Genomic DNA, 15354 nt, shown 5'->3' on the forward strand with positions numbered 1-15354 from the left:
TCGTTTGACCGCCCGGCCGACGTTGCAGACCGAACTCGACACATTCGTCGGATCATACGAGAGAGAGTTCTACGGCGACCACACGATCGCTTGGCTCAGGCCGACGGCCAGACGACGCTCACCCAGCAGCAGATCAGCACATCCTCGATCGCTGCGGTCATACCTCATCAGTGTCATCTGCTGGGTCAAAAACTCGGCTACGACGTGGCAGTGACTCCGTCGCCGACACCCGGCCTGATGGATCTCGTACACCTACATGCCGACGATTCACCGGACCACACACCACGGACGGTGATATCAGACATCCTCCGACCCACCAGCCACGTCGATGGTTTGTCCGACTACGTCAACGATCCATCGGCTATCGAACTGCCCGCCGAGTTACGCCGGTTCGTTGGTGAACAACTACCGGAATTCATCGTGCCAGCAGCGGTGGTGATAGTGGAGTCGTTGCCGCTGACGGTCAACGGCAAAATCGATCGGCGAGCGTTGCCACCCCAGAGTTCGCAAGTGAGATCAAATATCGGGGAGCACGGGACCGGCGCGAGGAAGTACTGACCTCTGTATATGCCGAAGTCCTGGGCTTGGCGCCGGTGGGCACAGACGACCGCTTGTTCGACCTCGGTGGCCACTCGTTATCGGCTACCCGGCTGGTGGCACGGATCCGGGACGAACTCGGCATATCCCGATACAGGTGGTCTTCGAAGCACCCACGGTAGCCGAACTCAGCAACTGGATTAGGAAGCCCAATTAGTATGTCGATCGTTTGCTGGCACCAGGAGCCTTTTTTGGCGAGTCCAGATTAGCAAACAGACGTTTGATTGATTCCTTCTAATGCTTGACTGAAATGTTCTATTATTGCTGCGCAATTAGCCTATCCACCGGGAGACGCCCACCCACTACACTGTCGCTGAACACAACCGCCCCGACGGACACGCCAGCAGATGCGATTTTGGGAACGCCAGAACTTGTTAACGTCTCCACCACAATCCCCCTATACAGTTGTTTAACATGTACACCTCAATTACTTAACTGGGGATTCCGCCCCCATTTTGGTCTTTTTGATGCACCTCGACGCCTTCCGGTCGCACACCAAATTCTCGCCAACGGCCGCCGGGGACAGTAGCAATTTAGGTAACAGCTGCAGGTTCAACTTTCTCTGCCCCCCTTGTCTGACGCGCGAGTACCGAGGCCTCCCTCTTCCAAGAGCAGGTCACTGTCCATTAAGAGTGGCCGCAGAAACTGCGCCCTCGACGATTCTCTCAATTTTTCTATTGTCTTCTTCTCAATTTGCCGGATCCTTTCCCGGCTGACACCATACGCTTTTCCAATCTCTTCGAGTGTCATTGCATCGTCGCCAGTGAGCCCGAAACGCATAGCAATGACCCCGGCCTCCCGCTCGGTCAGTGTCTCCAGCACCACCTGGACGGCAACCTGGATGTACGCCTCCTCGACCACTCTGTATGGACTCAGCGACGGATCCGCGAGATCGAGAAGGTCAGCGAGGGTGGATTCACCGTCGCCGATGTGCATGTCGAGCGAGGTCAAATTTGGGGGACCCAGTCTCAAACACTCAATGACAGCATCCTCGGTGAGTTCGCATGCGCGCGCCAGCTCGTAAACGGACGGTGGTTGGCCATCTATCGTCAGTGTCTCTCGTTTGGTCCACACCTTTCGGAGCCTCTCGACCATGTGAACTGGAAGCCTAATCAAGCGAGCGTCATTTGCGGCGCCTCTCGTGATGCTCTGACGTATCCACCACGTCGCATAGGTGGAAAACTTGTTCCCCTGCGCCGGGTCGAACATTTCGACTGCCCGGATAAGGCCCACACAACCGTACTGAAATAAGTCATCGTAATCCATCCCTGTTTGCGGGAATTTTCTAGCGATCGAGTGAACCAGTCTTTGGTTATGAAGAAAGAGGCACTCGGCCGCTTCCCTAGCCTTTCCTGCCAGTCGGCCGAACTCACCTTGCGCGAGAGGACCCTCGTGCCTACCCCGAATCAGTAGGCCGAGACCTACCTCTTGCTGCGCCGTTAGCAGCACATTGGCAGGATTTCCAATTATCGAGTCCTCCGTAATTCGCCACTTTGCGTCAGTTACGGCCCGCTTGGCCTCCATAGTTGTGAGCGCTCGCCGCTCACCTTGGAGTGCTTCTTCTGCAGGCGCAATGTAGGATTCGCTATCGTCCTCAGGTCCCCGTTCGTCGTTGGAGGGAGCGGAGGCGGCCATCGACCGAGCGTCGGCCGTCGTGGAGACGTCCTCGGTGATGCGGATACCACCTTTGCACAGCAGCCGTTCAATTTCGGGCCGAACTGCGTCCGCTGGCACCTGTAGTGTCCCGAGGACTCGTTCGAGCCGGGTTCGCTGGATTACACCGTCGCGAGTGAAAGGCCGGAGCCGCATGAGGACACGAGACATGTACTCCAAGTCCATGACTCCTCCTTTCAAAAGCGCGCGGCAGATTCAGACATCCGGCACGATGATCGTGACACTGAGAATACGGAGTAGATCATTGCGGATGGTGCCGACAGAACTCGGAATTGACGAAGTCACGTCCTCCGAGCGCCGAGTCTTCGAGTCCCTGGCGTCGAGCGGGGTTCGCGGTACGGCTCTTCATTCACTCAACCTCCCTGAGCACGCCTACAAGCGCACAGGAGAACTCGACTTCGTGATTGTTCTCGACGACATCGTGCTGGTCGTCGAGGTCAAGGGCGGCCAGGTGTCCTGCCACGATCGCGTATGGACCTACCGAGACAGGGCAGGCAACCACCGAACTTCGCACGAGGGACCGTTCAAACAGGCACAAAGCGGCATGTACGCGCTTCGTGACCGGCTGCGTGAACGCCTTGGCCAAATAGTCAATGACGTTGCGTTCGGCTTTCTGATAGTTACCCCCGACGTCGACATACCGAGTGGCTTCGAGTGGGCAGAAGAGACCTACTGCGGAAGAGGTGCGTACAACCGGGGGATCGACAAGGCTATTCAACGTGCGCGCTCCTATTGGCTAGCCAAGGAACCTCGCCGGTTTTCGATCGACTCAAGCCTCAACTCTCGTCTGATGAACGACCTGCGGCCGTCATTCGACCAGTCACCCTTGCTCGACGCCCGCGCAAGCGCGCTAGATGCGTCCATGGTTCGACTCACCGACGAGCAGTACTCAAGGCTCGATCTCATCAGCGACGAACCGCGCGTAATCTGCAACGGCGGCGCGGGCACTGGCAAAACCTTTCTTGCGGCCGAGGTTGCACGCCGCCAGGCATTGGCCGGGCGTCGTGTCCTTCTTACTTGCCGCAGCAGGGTGTTGGCAGCATTCGTACAGCAGCTGTTGGCCGGAACTGGCGTCGATGTCAAGGCCGTTGAAGAAAGTACGGTCGCCGGTCCTTACGACGTCCTGGTGGTCGACGAAGCTCAAGACGTAATGACGTTTGACATGCTCGACCACCTAGAAAAGGCCATTGACGGCGGGTGGGCCGACGGGCAATGGGTGATGTTCCTTGACCAAAACGCGCAGGCTCACTTTTACGGCGACTTCGACCCGGACGCACTCGGATACATCGATTCTTTCCGGCCAGTCAGGGCAGCTTTGAAGTTCAATTGTCGCAACACCCGGGAGATCGCGTTCCAAACTCGCGCGTACACCGGAGCCGATACGGGCGTCGCAACGGCAGGGGCCGGTCCCGAAGTGGTCTTCGCGAAGGTCGCCGATAAAGAAGCCGAAACGGCCGCGCTCGAAGGTCATCTGCGCTCGCTCCGAGAAAACGACGTTCGCCCAGAGAACATCACGATCGTCTCTCTACGCGGTGACTGGGAATCATCGGCCGCCAAGAATCTTCGGGACACCCGCAAAGGCCGGGTCAGACGACTGACGACCACAGGTGCGGCCGAGTGGCCGGGGAAGAGCATGACCTGGGCCTCGGCTGTGGACATCAAAGGGCTGGAAAACCGGTTCGTATGCGTGATCGACATCGACTCGGTGGTTTCCGAGCTGGAGGCCAACCTGCTTTATGTTGCGCTCAGCAGACCGCGGGCCGGTCTCTGGGTAGCCGTCAGTCCATCGGCGGAAAACCACCTAAACTACCTCTTCAAAAAGCACGGCATTAGCGCGCTGGAGGCTTATCAGAAGGCAAAGGCATGACATCAATAGCAGACGTTCGGGACGACTTCGTCACCTACGTGCGGCGACAACTGGTAGGTCCCTTTGACGGTCCTGCCGAAATTATCCTCGACCCTCCAAACCGCCGCTACCTTATGGGCATCCTGTTCCCACGGCAGGTCTCCTTCGCCGGCTATGTCGAGCAGGAAGGTGAGAAGGTCGACGAGGCGGGAACCGACGCGGGTGAGGAGAACAGGTACAGCGACGACCCTGTTTCGGCAGCGAACGACTTCCTGCCCGCTTCCCAGGGCATGTCGTTTTTCACCACCGCGTCCGAAGTGACGGTGCATGCCAGGGCTGCGCACTACGAGACACTGAGCGGTTCCGCGGCAGAAGCAGCAATCGCAGCCGTCGGGGCGAAAAGTGGTCCAACGGGACCTCCCCAGGACAGTGATACAAAGGGTCAGGCGGTGAGCTCGCGTAAGGTTTGGCGGCGTCGCCAACTCGAAGAAGCGGCAGTCAAACTTACGGCGGGAAGCAAGAGCCAACATGTCTTGGAGAAACGTGCCGAGGTGCACGTCCGCTGGCGCACTTACCCTCACGGGTCCCTGGTGACGGTGACGCTTGTGAACGCCAAAAAGGCTACCGACGAGCATCCTGAGCGGAATTGGGACAGCATGCTGCTCCAGTCGGAGTTTGATGTGACGGTTCCGACCGGGACCTGGGTAATGGAGTACCCGAACGTTGCTCTTTCCTCACACGACCCGGAAGAGGAGGAGCTCCGCCTCATTCACCGAGATGCGCGAGTGTTCGCGATCGGTCACGGTTGCTCGCCTGAGTGGAGGGAGACCGACGGGCGTATCACGAAGCTCATTTCGGAAGTGATGCCCTCGTATGTCGTGCCGAAAGTGAGTGCGAAAGGCGACGCCTCGCAGGCACTCGATATCGCATGGCTTGCGGACTCGTCGGTGCCCTCCGAAGCACTTGTAGCGGAGCTGAACCTGTTCATCGATCAATATGAGGCGTGGATCGGCGCTGTCGAATCGAAGGCGAAGGGCCTGCCTGAACGCTACGAGAATGCATCGGGGCCGGTGATCGCCCGATTGAATCGAGCCAAGAATCGGATGCGGTCCGGAGCCTTGGTATTCGCCGACCATCAGGACCGTGGAAGCATTGTCAAGGCCTTTCGCCTCGCCAACGAGGCGATGCTCTTGCAGATGCGACACAGCAGCAAGGACCTGGCTGGTAGCCGGCACGCCAGAGAGTCGGCACCCGAGATGCCTGCAAGCTACGAAGCCGGCGCGCAGTGGCGCCCGTTCCAACTCGGATTCTTCCTCACCACTCTGCGTGGCCTCGTCGATGACCAACACGAGGACCGCGAGACTGTCGATCTCATTTGGTTTCCGACGGGCGGAGGAAAGACCGAGGCCTATCTTTTGGTCGCGGCATTCGAGATCTTCCGCCGACGGCTCTGCCTCGGAGGCTCGGGGCTCGGGACCGCGGTCATCAGTCGCTACACGCTCTCGCTACTCACCGCCGACCAGTTCAAGCGAACCGCCTCCACAACAGCGGCTTGCGAGTACCTGCGCCGACGCAACCCCGACGAACTGGGCGGTGAACACGTCTCCGTCGGACTGTGGGTAGGAGAAGCAACCTCGCCTAACGACTACGGCAAGGCGAAAGAAAGGTACGACGAGCTACGCGATTCAGGCGAGACCGACGAGCGCTTTCTCCTGGATCGATGCCCCTGGTGCGGCACCGAGATCGTGCCTCGCAAGCACCATGAAGACGACGGTTTGTACGGTATCGCCGCGACCGACTCGTCATTCCGCTTCAATTGTCCCTCGTCCAAATGCGAATTTCACGATTACATTCCGGTCCAAGTAGTCGACGAGGCCCTTTTTGACCACCCACCGACCTTTCTGCTGGGAACCGTCGACAAGTTCGCCCAACTGGCATGGGTTCAGAAGTCAGGAGTGCTGTTCGGGCATGCGATATACCGTCGGCCACCCTCCCTGATCATCCAGGACGAGCTTCATCTCCTTACGGGTCCACTCGGCACCACCGTCGGGCTGTACGAAACTGCGATCAACCTGCTGTGTGAGTACGACGGACGCCCACCCAAAGTGGTGTCGAGCACTGCAACGATCCGCCGCGCCTCGGCACAAGTCATGGGCCTGTTCGGCCGACAGGTCGATCTGTTTCCACCAACGGGAATCGACGCAGACGACTCCTATTTCGCTCGGGTCGACAGGGATTCACCGGGACGATTATATGTCGGCTTGATGGCGCAGGGGCACACCTCTGACACCGCGGTCGTACACACAGGCTCAGCTCTCTTGCAGGCACCGGTTGATCTCGCTCTCGCCGGTGCTGCACAGGATGCGTATTGGACCGTAGTGGCGTACCACAGTTCGCTCAGAGAGCTCGGCCGCACGGTCACGATTGCGCGTGACGATATCAACTCCCGGCTCTCTAGCCTGGTCGTGGACAGACCCCGTCGCGAGTACGAGGTTGAGGAACTGTCGTCCACAGTGCCGAGATCCTTGCAACCCCGACTTCTTGAGCGACTCAACCTGCCTGTGCAGAGCGGCTCCGTCATCGACTTCATCGCGACGACGAACATGCTGTCGGTTGGTGTCGACGTGCCCCGCCTTGGCCTGATGCTGGTCAATGGCCAGCCCAAGGCAACCGCTGAGTATATCCAGGCGACAAGCCGCGTAGGTCGAGACACGGCCCCAGGCCTGATCTTCGGGCTGTTCCGGTCCACCAAGCCTCGGGATAGATCACACTACGAGAACTTCCGTGCATATCACTCCGCGCTCTATCGCCACGTGGAACCAACGAGCGTGACGCCGTTCTCGCCACCGTCTCGTGACCGCGCGCTCCATGCCGCCCTCGTGATTTTGGTACGACACAGGGTCGGGATGTCGAGCGATGGCAGCGCCGGACAGATACTCCAGAGGCGAGCCGAGGTCGAGCAGATGGCCAATAGGCTGGTCGCAACCGTAGGTCGGGTCGAGCCCCGGGAAAAGAAGGGTGCCCAGGCGTACCTCGATCGGTTCATCGAGGACTGGGTAGCGAAAGCCCAGCGGGCGGACGAACAGAAGAAAATCCTCTACTACCGGCCCAACGGCAAGGGACAAGTGAACCTCATCAGGCAATTCCACACCAAGGCTGAGGGCTGGCAAACACTTGGATCCATGCGCAATGTCGATGTCGAGTCGCTCGTCGAGATTGCCAAGAGCGGCGGAACCACAAGGAGTGGTGCGTGATGCAAAGAAAGATCCGCCAGTCACAAACGATCGTTCCATTCGGGGTCGGTGCCATATTCGACATCCAGGGCGAATCATTGGTCGCCTGTGACACTTTCCGATGGGGACCCCGTGGCGAGCGGATTCAAAGTGAACGGCTCGCCTCCGCGCTCGGCGTCGCGGAGTTCCGAGCCGCGCCGGCGGTCGCGAGCAACGCCTGGGCGGCGACGTCGGCTGGCATACCTTACTCACGCTTTCCCAGCTGGCTGTTCTGTCAGCACTGCAGACGCATGACGAGGTGGACGCGCGCCCTCGAACAGGCGGACAAAGCCCCAACCTGTGGATCTTGCCCGGGAAAGAAGCAACTCGTCCCAATGCGCTGGGTGCAAATCTGTCCGATCGGACACATGGACGACATCGATTGGAAGCGGTGGGCGCACTCGCACAACCCCAACCCCGAGGCGAGACAGTGCCAGAAAGAGAACCTCTTCTTCGAGACGGTCACGGCCAAAGGTGCAGGCGGCCTGGATACGCTCCAAGTGCATTGTCATAGTTGCCATAGTCGGCGGAACCTGATGGGAGTCACTTCGCAGGGATCCCTGAAGTCGATTGGCATCAAGTGCTTGGGTCGTCAGCCCTGGCAAAGATGGGATGAGCGGACCGACTGCGACGAAGTCCCGCTCGCAGTCCAACGAGGCGCGAGCAACGTCTACTTTCCGTCGGTTCACTCCTCGATTGAAATCCCGAATCCGTCGCGGGCGGACAGTCAGAGCGATACGGCGCTCGCTGTCAAAGCGGACAATTTGTTCCTCGCCCTTATGGGCATGAACGACAGCGCTCCGATCTACGACCAGATGGTCCAGATGCTCGCGGATGCGCACGACGCCAGCTCAGATTACGTAGCTGCCTTGGTTCGAGATGAAAAGCAGCGAGAAGCTGGCAAGGGGACGACGGTCGAAGCGACGCCCGGTGACCTACTCGGCGAGGAATGGGCCGCATTTCTGACAGAGATGGACACCAAAGATGACCCCTATTTTCAGACCCGCCATGTCGACTTGGTCGCAGGAGCGTCCACCGATGTGACCTCGGCTCTGACCGACAAGTTCCACAAAGTGGTTGTCGCGGACCGGCTGAGGGAGGTGCGCGCATTAGAGGGGTTTCACCGAGTCACGCCCGCGGGCAGAGAGAAGCTTGTTCCGGTTGCACTGAACCACAAGTCCAGCGTCAACTGGCTGCCCGCAATAGACGTTCGCGGCGAGGGGATCTTCCTATCGCTCGACGAAGGGCGTCTCGCGGTGTGGGAGGAGGAGGACCCTGTTCGCAGTAGGGTAGCTGAGCTGGAGAAGCGACTGGACCACTCTTTTATGGCACCACGGCTACGGGAGCGCACCGGGCCAGTCTTGTCCCCTAGATACGTACTACTTCATACGTTCGCGCATCTGCTCATCAGGCGACTGGCGTTCGAGTCCGGATACGCAGCGACAAGTCTGCGCGAACGCATTTACGCTCGCACCACGCCCGGCGTGCCAGTCGCGTCCAAGCAGGCAGGAGTTCTGATATATACGGCAGCCGGTGACTCGGAGGGAACTCTGGGAGGGCTTGTGCGTCAGGGTGAGCCGCCTCAGCTCCGGGGCAGCATCATGGAGGCGTTGCAGGACGCCATGTGGTGCTCGTCCGATCCGCTGTGTAGCGAAAATCTGGCCTCGACGTTCAACAGCTTGAACCTAGCTGCTTGCCATGCCTGCACCCTCCTCGCGGAGACGAGCTGCGAGAGCGGCAATTACCTGCTGGACCGTGCGCTCATCGTCGGCAGTGGTGAGGTCCGTGGCTACTTTCAAGACGTACTGGATGCTGCTGTGTGTGCTGCGGGCGAGGGAGTCAGGGGACTGAATTGAGGCTCCCTGCATTCGAAGACGTGTCTAAAGAACAGGACCTTGTTTACAACCTCGATCTGGACGGCAATTACCTCGTGACCGGCCCGCCTGGAACGGGCAAGTCGGTGATGGCACTCTTCCGTGCGCAAGCGCTCTCGTTCGATGATCGCGAGCCAGCAGTACTGATGTACAACAGAATGCTGCAGCAATACACCGAACAGGCGGCCAACGAGTTAGGGATCGGGGGGTACGTCACGACCTTCTACACCTGGCTCGGCAAATTCTGGTGGTCGAGCTACAAGGAGAAAGTGCCCAGTCTGCATCCTTATGCTCCAGACTGGCCGATCATCTGGCAACGCTTCGTGGCGGAACCCGTGAAGAAGGTAGTCCTTCGAGACGTCTTGGTGGACGAAGGACAGGATCTTGCCCTTGACTTCTACCGTCTGTCGCGTTTTCTATCCAAGAACATCACCGTGTTCGCCGACGAGAACCAGCAACTCTCGGAACAGAGCACGACCATCGACGAGATCGCGAAAGCGATCAAGCCGAAGGAACGGTTGGAGCTGAAGCGGAACTATAGAAATACCGTCGAAATTGCGAGGGTTGCAGCGACTTATTACGCGGGTTCGCCGACCGGTATCCCGGAATTGCCGACGCGGCACGGCGAGCAACCGACCTTGAGGCGGCACGAGAGCGATGAGGCGCTGGCCGATTATGTCGCGCGATATGTCAAGGCCCGTACCAATCTTGCAATAGGCATTGCCTGTGTAAGCAAACGACTTCAGTTCAGGCTCCTTCGGCTGCTGGAAGCAAAGAAGCTGCCACTCCGGGTGCAGATGTACGTCTCCGGCGATAGCCGCTACGACAACGTCAGTTTCGAGACTCCCGCAGTCACGTTGTTGAATCTCCAGTCCCTGAAGGGCCTCGAGTTCGACGCGCTGTTCGTTCCTGAACTACAACAGGCCACACACGATCCGTCCTCAGCCACTACACGAATGCTCTTCTATGTTGTGATGTCGCGCGCGCGAGATGAGCTGCATCTGTCTTACAGCGGCGACGGTGAGGTTCCCGCGATCCTCGGTTCCGTCAAAGGACTGGTTCGGGAGCTATGAAGGAAGATGACGGTTTGCCGTCCGACGGGCCACAACAGAAAACTGCCCCAGAGAAGCTCAGCTCCGCCGCCTCCGGGCAAGGCGCCGGGTCGACAGATGCAAAGACGTCTGAAGCGGACGCGCCTACGGTCCCTCCGGTGCTCTACTTCCTCACCAACCGCATGAATCTCAACGGAATACTCGGCTCCCGCGTTGTCGCCCCGCGAGAGTCATATGGGAAGTACTACTCAGATCTACTCGAACGGGCACCCGGCTGGGTTCCTCTCCTTACACAGCGGCCGTCCGCGGCTCTCATTCAACTTGTCACGGCCGAGCGGGGAGCTGGTGGACCGGTGCTGATCGAATTGGCACCCGACGGCGTAGAGGGACTGAAGCACGACGGCGCCGTGGTCTACGTGTCAGCAGTTGCGCTCTCCAAGGCGGTGGCAATCCACCTCCACGACGAGCGTGAACTACGCGAGCACCGGGTGCGGGCATACAGCAACATTTATCCGCACGAAGGACTGCTTAGGGTTTCACCCGAACTCTTTGCAGGCGCGCCATCTTCAATGGCTGAGCTCAAGCCGCCGACGCGAGATCGTATATTCAGCTGGCGACGTATCGACCGAATTCGAGGGGCTATGAACGCAGCTCTCGCGTCGGTCCAAAGCGGCGAGCAGCTATCAATTGTGGCGGGGTTCCTTGGTGCGTCGCATTCCTCGACCGAGTTCCTGCTGCCCGAGTGGGTAAGTACGACAGAAATAGATGACCACGACCAGACGGTCCCTCGCGATGCTGCGAACACTAACTCGCCGGACCATGCCCTTTTCAGCGCTGCCTACAGCGCCCTAGGAGACCAGGACGCAGCCGAGGCGTGGAGCCCGAATGCCGTGCTGGATGCGGTGACGAGCAACGTGCTGGCATTGGAACTCACCGAACAAGCATCCGGCAAGATCGCTCGAAACCTCCAGAGGGTCAGGGCTATTGTCAACGTCGAGGCCGACTTCGAGCCTTTCCGTCCCACTGATCAGGCCCTCGTTAGCGCTCAGGCACTGCTGCTGGTGCTCTTACGGCCCGATTTGCAGCAGCTTCTTGCGTGGCCCGCCACAGAAACCGCAGCGGACGACCTGACTAGGACTACCGCCGCACTCCTGGCAGGCAGGCTCCGTGGCCTGGCACGGGAAGCGACGGAAGTCCGCTCTGTTGAGTTCGATGACATCACCGCAGAGTGGGCGGTACGCGCCGCACAAGGCCAGGCGGGGCCGATCGGCAACGTCCATTTAGCTATGAACAGTCGCGGAACGACGCTATCGCTTGACGGTATCGAGCTCGCAACCGCAGGTCCCGTTGAGCCAAACTAGCTGCCTCGTAAGCTAACTCACCGAAAGTCGTGCAAATTCGCTGTCGGACGCGGTCAGCTGATGTGCGACCCGCGGCAGAAGTAGAAACTGACCGCAGCCACCACAAGCGACTACCCAGGTGAGCTCCGTGAGGACTACAGCTGGGGCACTGGGGCACCTCACGAGCCGATCGAAGATGGTTCGCGGGTCGCTTGAGTGGCCAGTCCTCAAGGATCACAACCGGGGTCACGAGCACACCGCGAACGGCGCCGGTCACCCCGCCGCCCGCGCCGGAGCAGCATCAGTACCTGGAGGGCTACCAGCAAGGCCAGTTCAGAGCCCATTTTCAGTGGAGCCTCCTGTCGGGATTGAACCGACGACCTTTCGCTTACAAGGCGAGTGCTCTACCACTGAGCTAAGGAGGCGAAGACCGACGCGTTGCCGCGACTGACTTTGCGGAGCCATCATATCCAAGCCGTCGCGGTGGCCGCGCGCGGGTCACGTTAGATAGCGTGGGCCCCATGCGCAACTCCCACTCCGCCCCCTGATGGCGAAATTCACCGAAGTACTCACACGCCTGACGGGAAACCGGCAAGCCACCGTCGACACGGTCACGTCAGCTCCCGCACCGCTTCAACCGATCGACCTGACAGACGACGCCGTCGTCGCAGAGGTCCTGGACCTCGCGGTTCGGGTGGGCGAAGTCCTCCTCGCATCCGGAACCGCGGCCATGGACACCGCTGAGCAGGTGCAGTTCATCGCCGCCACGTACGGCCTTGCCCAGTGTGACGTCGACGTCACTTACAACTCGATTGTGCTCTCTGCCTATCGCGGCCCGACGCGACCGCCGGCGAGCACGATGCGCATCGTCCACTACCGCTCGATGGACTTCACGCGGCTGGCGGCCGTCGACCGTCTGACACGTCGTATCCGCCGTGAGGCGATCACACCGGACCAAGCGCACGACGCGCTCACAGCCATCACGACGGCGCCGCACCCGTACAACCGATGGACCGCGACCATGGCCTGGGCTGCGATGGCGGCTTCGGTCTCCGTCCTGCTCGGCGGCGGGTTCCTCGTTGCTACAGTCGCGTTTCTGACGACGATGGTCATCGATCGAGTCAACCGCGTACTGAACCGGTTCGGATTACCGTTCTTCTTCCAGCAGGTTGTCGGTGGTCTCATCGCGGCTGCGCCCGCCGCCACGCTCTATACATTTCAGGACCAGCTGGGGATCAGTATCCGGCCGTCGTTGGTCATCGCGGCCGGAGTGGTCGTTCTACTGTCCGGGCTGTCGTTGGTGGGCTCGGTCCAGGACGCGATCATGGGTGCACCCATTACAGCTGTCGCGCGATTCTTCGAAGTGGTGATGATGACGGGCGGCATCATCGCGGGCGTCGCAATCTCGTTGAGAATGACCGGGATGTTGGGTTCGACGCTTCCACCGATCAATGTGGAAGTCTCCACCATCACGCAGTTGCCGATCCTCATGCTCTCCGGCGCGTGTGCGTCGGTGTTCTACGCGCTCGCCTGCTACGCCGAGAGGCGTGCACTCACCGCGGCGTTCCTGGGCGGTGCGGCAGGCAGTGGTGTGTCGATCTTCGTGCAGACACTCGACGTCGGTCCCGTGATCGCCGCCGCAATCGCCGCAACCGTGGTCGGTCTTGCCGGTGGTCTGATGGCTCGCCGCGCACTGACGCCTCCGCTGGTTGTCGCGGTCGCAGGCATCACTCCGCTGCTCCCCGGTCTGTCGCTGTACCGAGGCCTGTACGCGCTGCTCAACGACCAGGTACTGATCGGATTGACTGCCTTGCTGTCGGCCTTCGGCATCGGCTGCGCCCTGGCCGCGGGCGTCACGCTCGGCGAATGGGGAGCGCGCACGCTGCGTCGTCCACGGATTCTGATGCGCGTGGACTCGCTACGTCGCCCGATGGTCCGCAAGCGCAGGCGTCGAGTTCCCGTCACCGAGAAGTAGGCGTCGTTCAAGCAGAAAGAGCTGGGCACCTGACGGTGCCCAGCTCTTTTCTGTTCACTCGGGGGTTCCGAGCGGTGAGAGAATCAGCTCTCGACTGCGTGCTTTCCACCGGCAGCCTGATCGGCTTCCATCGCCTCGCGCAGGCTCTTCGGACGCATGTCGGTCCAGTTCGCCTCGACGTATTCGAGGCACGCCTTGCGGCTGTCTTCGCCGAACACCACGCGCCAGCCGGCGGGGACCTCGGAAAACGTGGGCCACAGCGAGTGCTGGTCCTCGTCGTTCACCAGCACGTAGAAGCGGCCGTCTTCGTCATCGAAAGGGTTAGTGCTCATCTCGCCTCACTCGTTACGTACGTGTCTTGTGCGCCCAGACTAGCAAGCGCACCAGTTCGGTTCTGGTGGCTCAGCACCGACGCCAGAATCTCCCCCGCCCGCACTGCCACGTTCGACAGCAGCGACGACGTCAATCCGTGAGTCTGTTCTGTCCCACCCTGCAGATAGATACCGCCTGTCACGTCCTCCGTTACAGCCAGTCGATAATCCCGACTGACGTTACGCGGAACGGACGAATCCGGCACGAGTTCACCCAACAAATCGTCCAGAGGTGCCGGGGTGAAACCCGTGGCCAGAATGAGTGCGTCGCACGCCAGCGTGTCGGTCAAGCCGTCGAGATTGCTACGGACAGCCAGTTCGATGCCGGATTCGGTCTCCACGGCACTCGTGATCTCCGAGGCCCGACGCATGAACAGTCGCCGCGGCCCACGAACCATTTCCTGATACTCGGTGGCATACAGCTTGTTGATCAGTTCGATGTCGACGACCGAGTAATTGGTACTGCGGTGCAAATCGAGAAGTCGGCGTCGTTCCGCGGCGTCTGCACCGTGCAGCTGATCGACGGCTTCGGGATCGAAGATGCGGTTCGCGTACGGGCTGTCGTCTGCCGGGCTGTAGCCGTAGCGGGCAAAAACACTGTGAACTTCGGCGTTCGGGTAGTTCGCGTGCAGGTAGTCCACGATCTCCGCGGCACTCTGGCCGGCGCCGAGAACGACGAACCGGTTGTGTACGGGCTCCGGCATTGCTTCGAGATGGAAGAGGAACTGGTGATTGTGGAAGCACCGCGACGAAGGCGTCGCCCACTCCGGGATCCGCTCTTTCAGTCCGGCTCCGACAACGATGTTGCGCGCGATCACCGTTTCACCGTCGGCGGTGCGAACCGCAAAGCGATCGACAACGCCGTCGGAGTTCTTGATGCCCTCGACCCCGTCGACGGTTGTACCGAACTGCACGTCCGCGTCGACTCGTCGAGCTGCCCAGCACAGGTAGTCGTTGAATTCGTGGCGCGTGGGGAAGAAGGTCTGGTGGTTGACGAAGTCGACCAGTCGACCCTGCTCGAACAGATACGAGAAGAAGCTGTATCCGCTCTGTGGATTCCGGAACGTCACCAGGTCCTTCGGAAACGCGATCTGCATGGTGGCACCGTCGAGCAGCATCCCGGGATGCCACGCGAACTGAGACTGCTTTTCGAAGAACCGCGCGTTCACCCGATCAACGGCCGCACAATTTGCATTGTGTTCTTCGACAGCAATGGCCAACGCGAGGTTGGCCGGACCGAACCCGACGCCGACGATGTCGACAATGGCAGGTTCGGCGCTGGAGTCTCTTGGTGATTCACTCATTACAGGTAGTCCATCCCCGACGGAACGACCTGGTACGGCCGCCAATCGA

General features: G+C 60.1%; 11 protein-coding genes and 1 tRNA gene. 8 read left to right on the plus strand and 4 right to left on the minus strand.

Annotated elements, in window-relative coordinates:
- The first annotated feature begins 90 nt into the window (after positions 1–90).
- Together QRN54_RS01125 and QRN54_RS33570 are read left to right on the plus strand one after the other, a co-directional pair.
- A complete protein-coding gene (locus QRN54_RS01125) occupies positions 91–558 on the plus strand; it encodes an AMP-binding enzyme (RefSeq protein ID WP_285181467.1) in 468 nt (155 codons plus the stop codon).
- 35 nt (positions 559–593) lie between these two features.
- Positions 594–719 carry an acyl carrier protein gene (locus tag QRN54_RS33570; RefSeq protein ID WP_350318866.1) on the plus strand — a complete coding sequence of 42 codons (126 nt, stop codon included), beginning with the start codon at positions 594–596 and terminating at the stop codon, positions 717–719.
- A gap of 430 nt (positions 720–1149) precedes the next feature.
- Here the strand turns inward: QRN54_RS33570 and QRN54_RS01130 are convergent, their stop codons facing one another.
- Positions 1150–2436, minus strand: a complete 1287-nt coding sequence (locus QRN54_RS01130) for a sigma-70 family RNA polymerase sigma factor (RefSeq protein ID WP_285181468.1) — start codon at positions 2434–2436, stop codon at positions 1150–1152.
- Here QRN54_RS01130 and QRN54_RS01135 point away from each other — a divergent pair.
- Genes QRN54_RS01135 through QRN54_RS01155 form a run of 5 tightly spaced genes read left to right on the plus strand, consistent with a single transcriptional unit; the run spans position 2420 to position 11676 of the window.
- Complete coding sequence (locus tag QRN54_RS01135) at positions 2420–4138, plus strand: nuclease-related domain-containing DEAD/DEAH box helicase (RefSeq protein ID WP_285181469.1); 1719 nt, start codon at positions 2420–2422, stop codon at positions 4136–4138. The genes QRN54_RS01130 and QRN54_RS01135 overlap by 17 nt on opposite strands.
- Complete coding sequence (locus QRN54_RS01140; RefSeq protein ID WP_285181470.1) at positions 4135–7371, plus strand: helicase-related protein; 3237 nt, start codon at positions 4135–4137, stop codon at positions 7369–7371. Before QRN54_RS01135 ends, QRN54_RS01140 begins: the two co-directional genes overlap by 4 nt.
- A complete protein-coding gene (gene drmB, locus QRN54_RS01145; protein WP_285181544.1) occupies positions 7371–9245 on the plus strand; it encodes an MrfA Zn-binding domain-containing protein in 1875 nt (624 codons plus the stop codon). Before QRN54_RS01140 ends, drmB begins: the two co-directional genes overlap by 1 nt.
- Positions 9246–9265: 20 nt before the next feature.
- Entirely contained in the window at positions 9266–10336 is a 1071-nt protein-coding gene (locus QRN54_RS01150; RefSeq protein ID WP_285181471.1) for a 3'-5' exonuclease, read from the plus strand.
- On the plus strand, positions 10333–11676 hold the full coding sequence (locus tag QRN54_RS01155) for a hypothetical protein (RefSeq protein WP_285181472.1): 1344 nt from the start codon (positions 10333–10335) through the stop codon (positions 11674–11676). The genes QRN54_RS01150 and QRN54_RS01155 overlap by 4 nt, the downstream gene beginning before the upstream one ends.
- Positions 11677–12005: 329 nt before the next feature.
- Here the strand turns inward: QRN54_RS01155 and QRN54_RS01160 are convergent.
- Positions 12006–12080 (minus strand) — tRNA-Thr (locus QRN54_RS01160).
- A 122-nt stretch (positions 12081–12202) separates the two neighbouring features.
- On the opposite strand from QRN54_RS01160, the gene QRN54_RS01165 reads away from it, so the two are divergent.
- Positions 12203–13630, plus strand: coding sequence for a threonine/serine exporter family protein (locus QRN54_RS01165; protein ID WP_007734361.1), 1428 nt, complete (start codon positions 12203–12205; stop codon positions 13628–13630).
- 83 nt (positions 13631–13713) lie between these two features.
- Here the strand turns inward: QRN54_RS01165 and QRN54_RS01170 are convergent, their stop codons facing one another.
- A complete protein-coding gene (locus QRN54_RS01170) occupies positions 13714–13962 on the minus strand; it encodes an MbtH family protein (RefSeq protein WP_003945538.1) in 249 nt (82 codons plus the stop codon).
- The gene (locus tag QRN54_RS01175) at positions 13959–15305 is read right to left on the minus strand and encodes a lysine N(6)-hydroxylase/L-ornithine N(5)-oxygenase family protein (protein ID WP_007734359.1); all 1347 of its coding nucleotides are present in this window, start codon (positions 15303–15305) and stop codon (positions 13959–13961) included. The genes QRN54_RS01170 and QRN54_RS01175 overlap by 4 nt, the downstream gene beginning before the upstream one ends.
- Positions 15306–15354 lie beyond the last annotated feature (49 nt).

The sequence above is a fragment of the Rhodococcus sp. MEB032 genome (assembly GCF_030208925.1).
Taxonomy (GTDB): domain Bacteria; phylum Actinomycetota; class Actinomycetes; order Mycobacteriales; family Mycobacteriaceae; genus Rhodococcus_F; species Rhodococcus_F qingshengii.

Coding starts and splice junctions, on each gene's coding strand:
- QRN54_RS01130 (WP_285181468.1), bottom strand. CDS start 2,436: ATGGACTTGGAGTACATGTCTCGTGTCCTCATGCGGCTCCGGCCTTTC.
- drmB (WP_285181544.1), top strand. CDS start 7,371: ATGCAAAGAAAGATCCGCCAGTCACAAACGATCGTTCCATTCGGGGTC.
- QRN54_RS01175 (WP_007734359.1), bottom strand. CDS start 15,305: ATGAGTGAATCACCAAGAGACTCCAGCGCCGAACCTGCCATTGTCGAC.
- QRN54_RS01170 (WP_003945538.1), bottom strand. CDS start 13,962: ATGAGCACTAACCCTTTCGATGACGAAGACGGCCGCTTCTACGTGCTG.
- QRN54_RS01155 (WP_285181472.1), top strand. CDS start 10,333: ATGAAGGAAGATGACGGTTTGCCGTCCGACGGGCCACAACAGAAAACT.
- QRN54_RS01140 (WP_285181470.1), top strand. CDS start 4,135: ATGACATCAATAGCAGACGTTCGGGACGACTTCGTCACCTACGTGCGG.
- QRN54_RS01165 (WP_007734361.1), top strand. CDS start 12,203: ATGGCGAAATTCACCGAAGTACTCACACGCCTGACGGGAAACCGGCAA.
- QRN54_RS01135 (WP_285181469.1), top strand. CDS start 2,420: ATGTACTCCAAGTCCATGACTCCTCCTTTCAAAAGCGCGCGGCAGATT.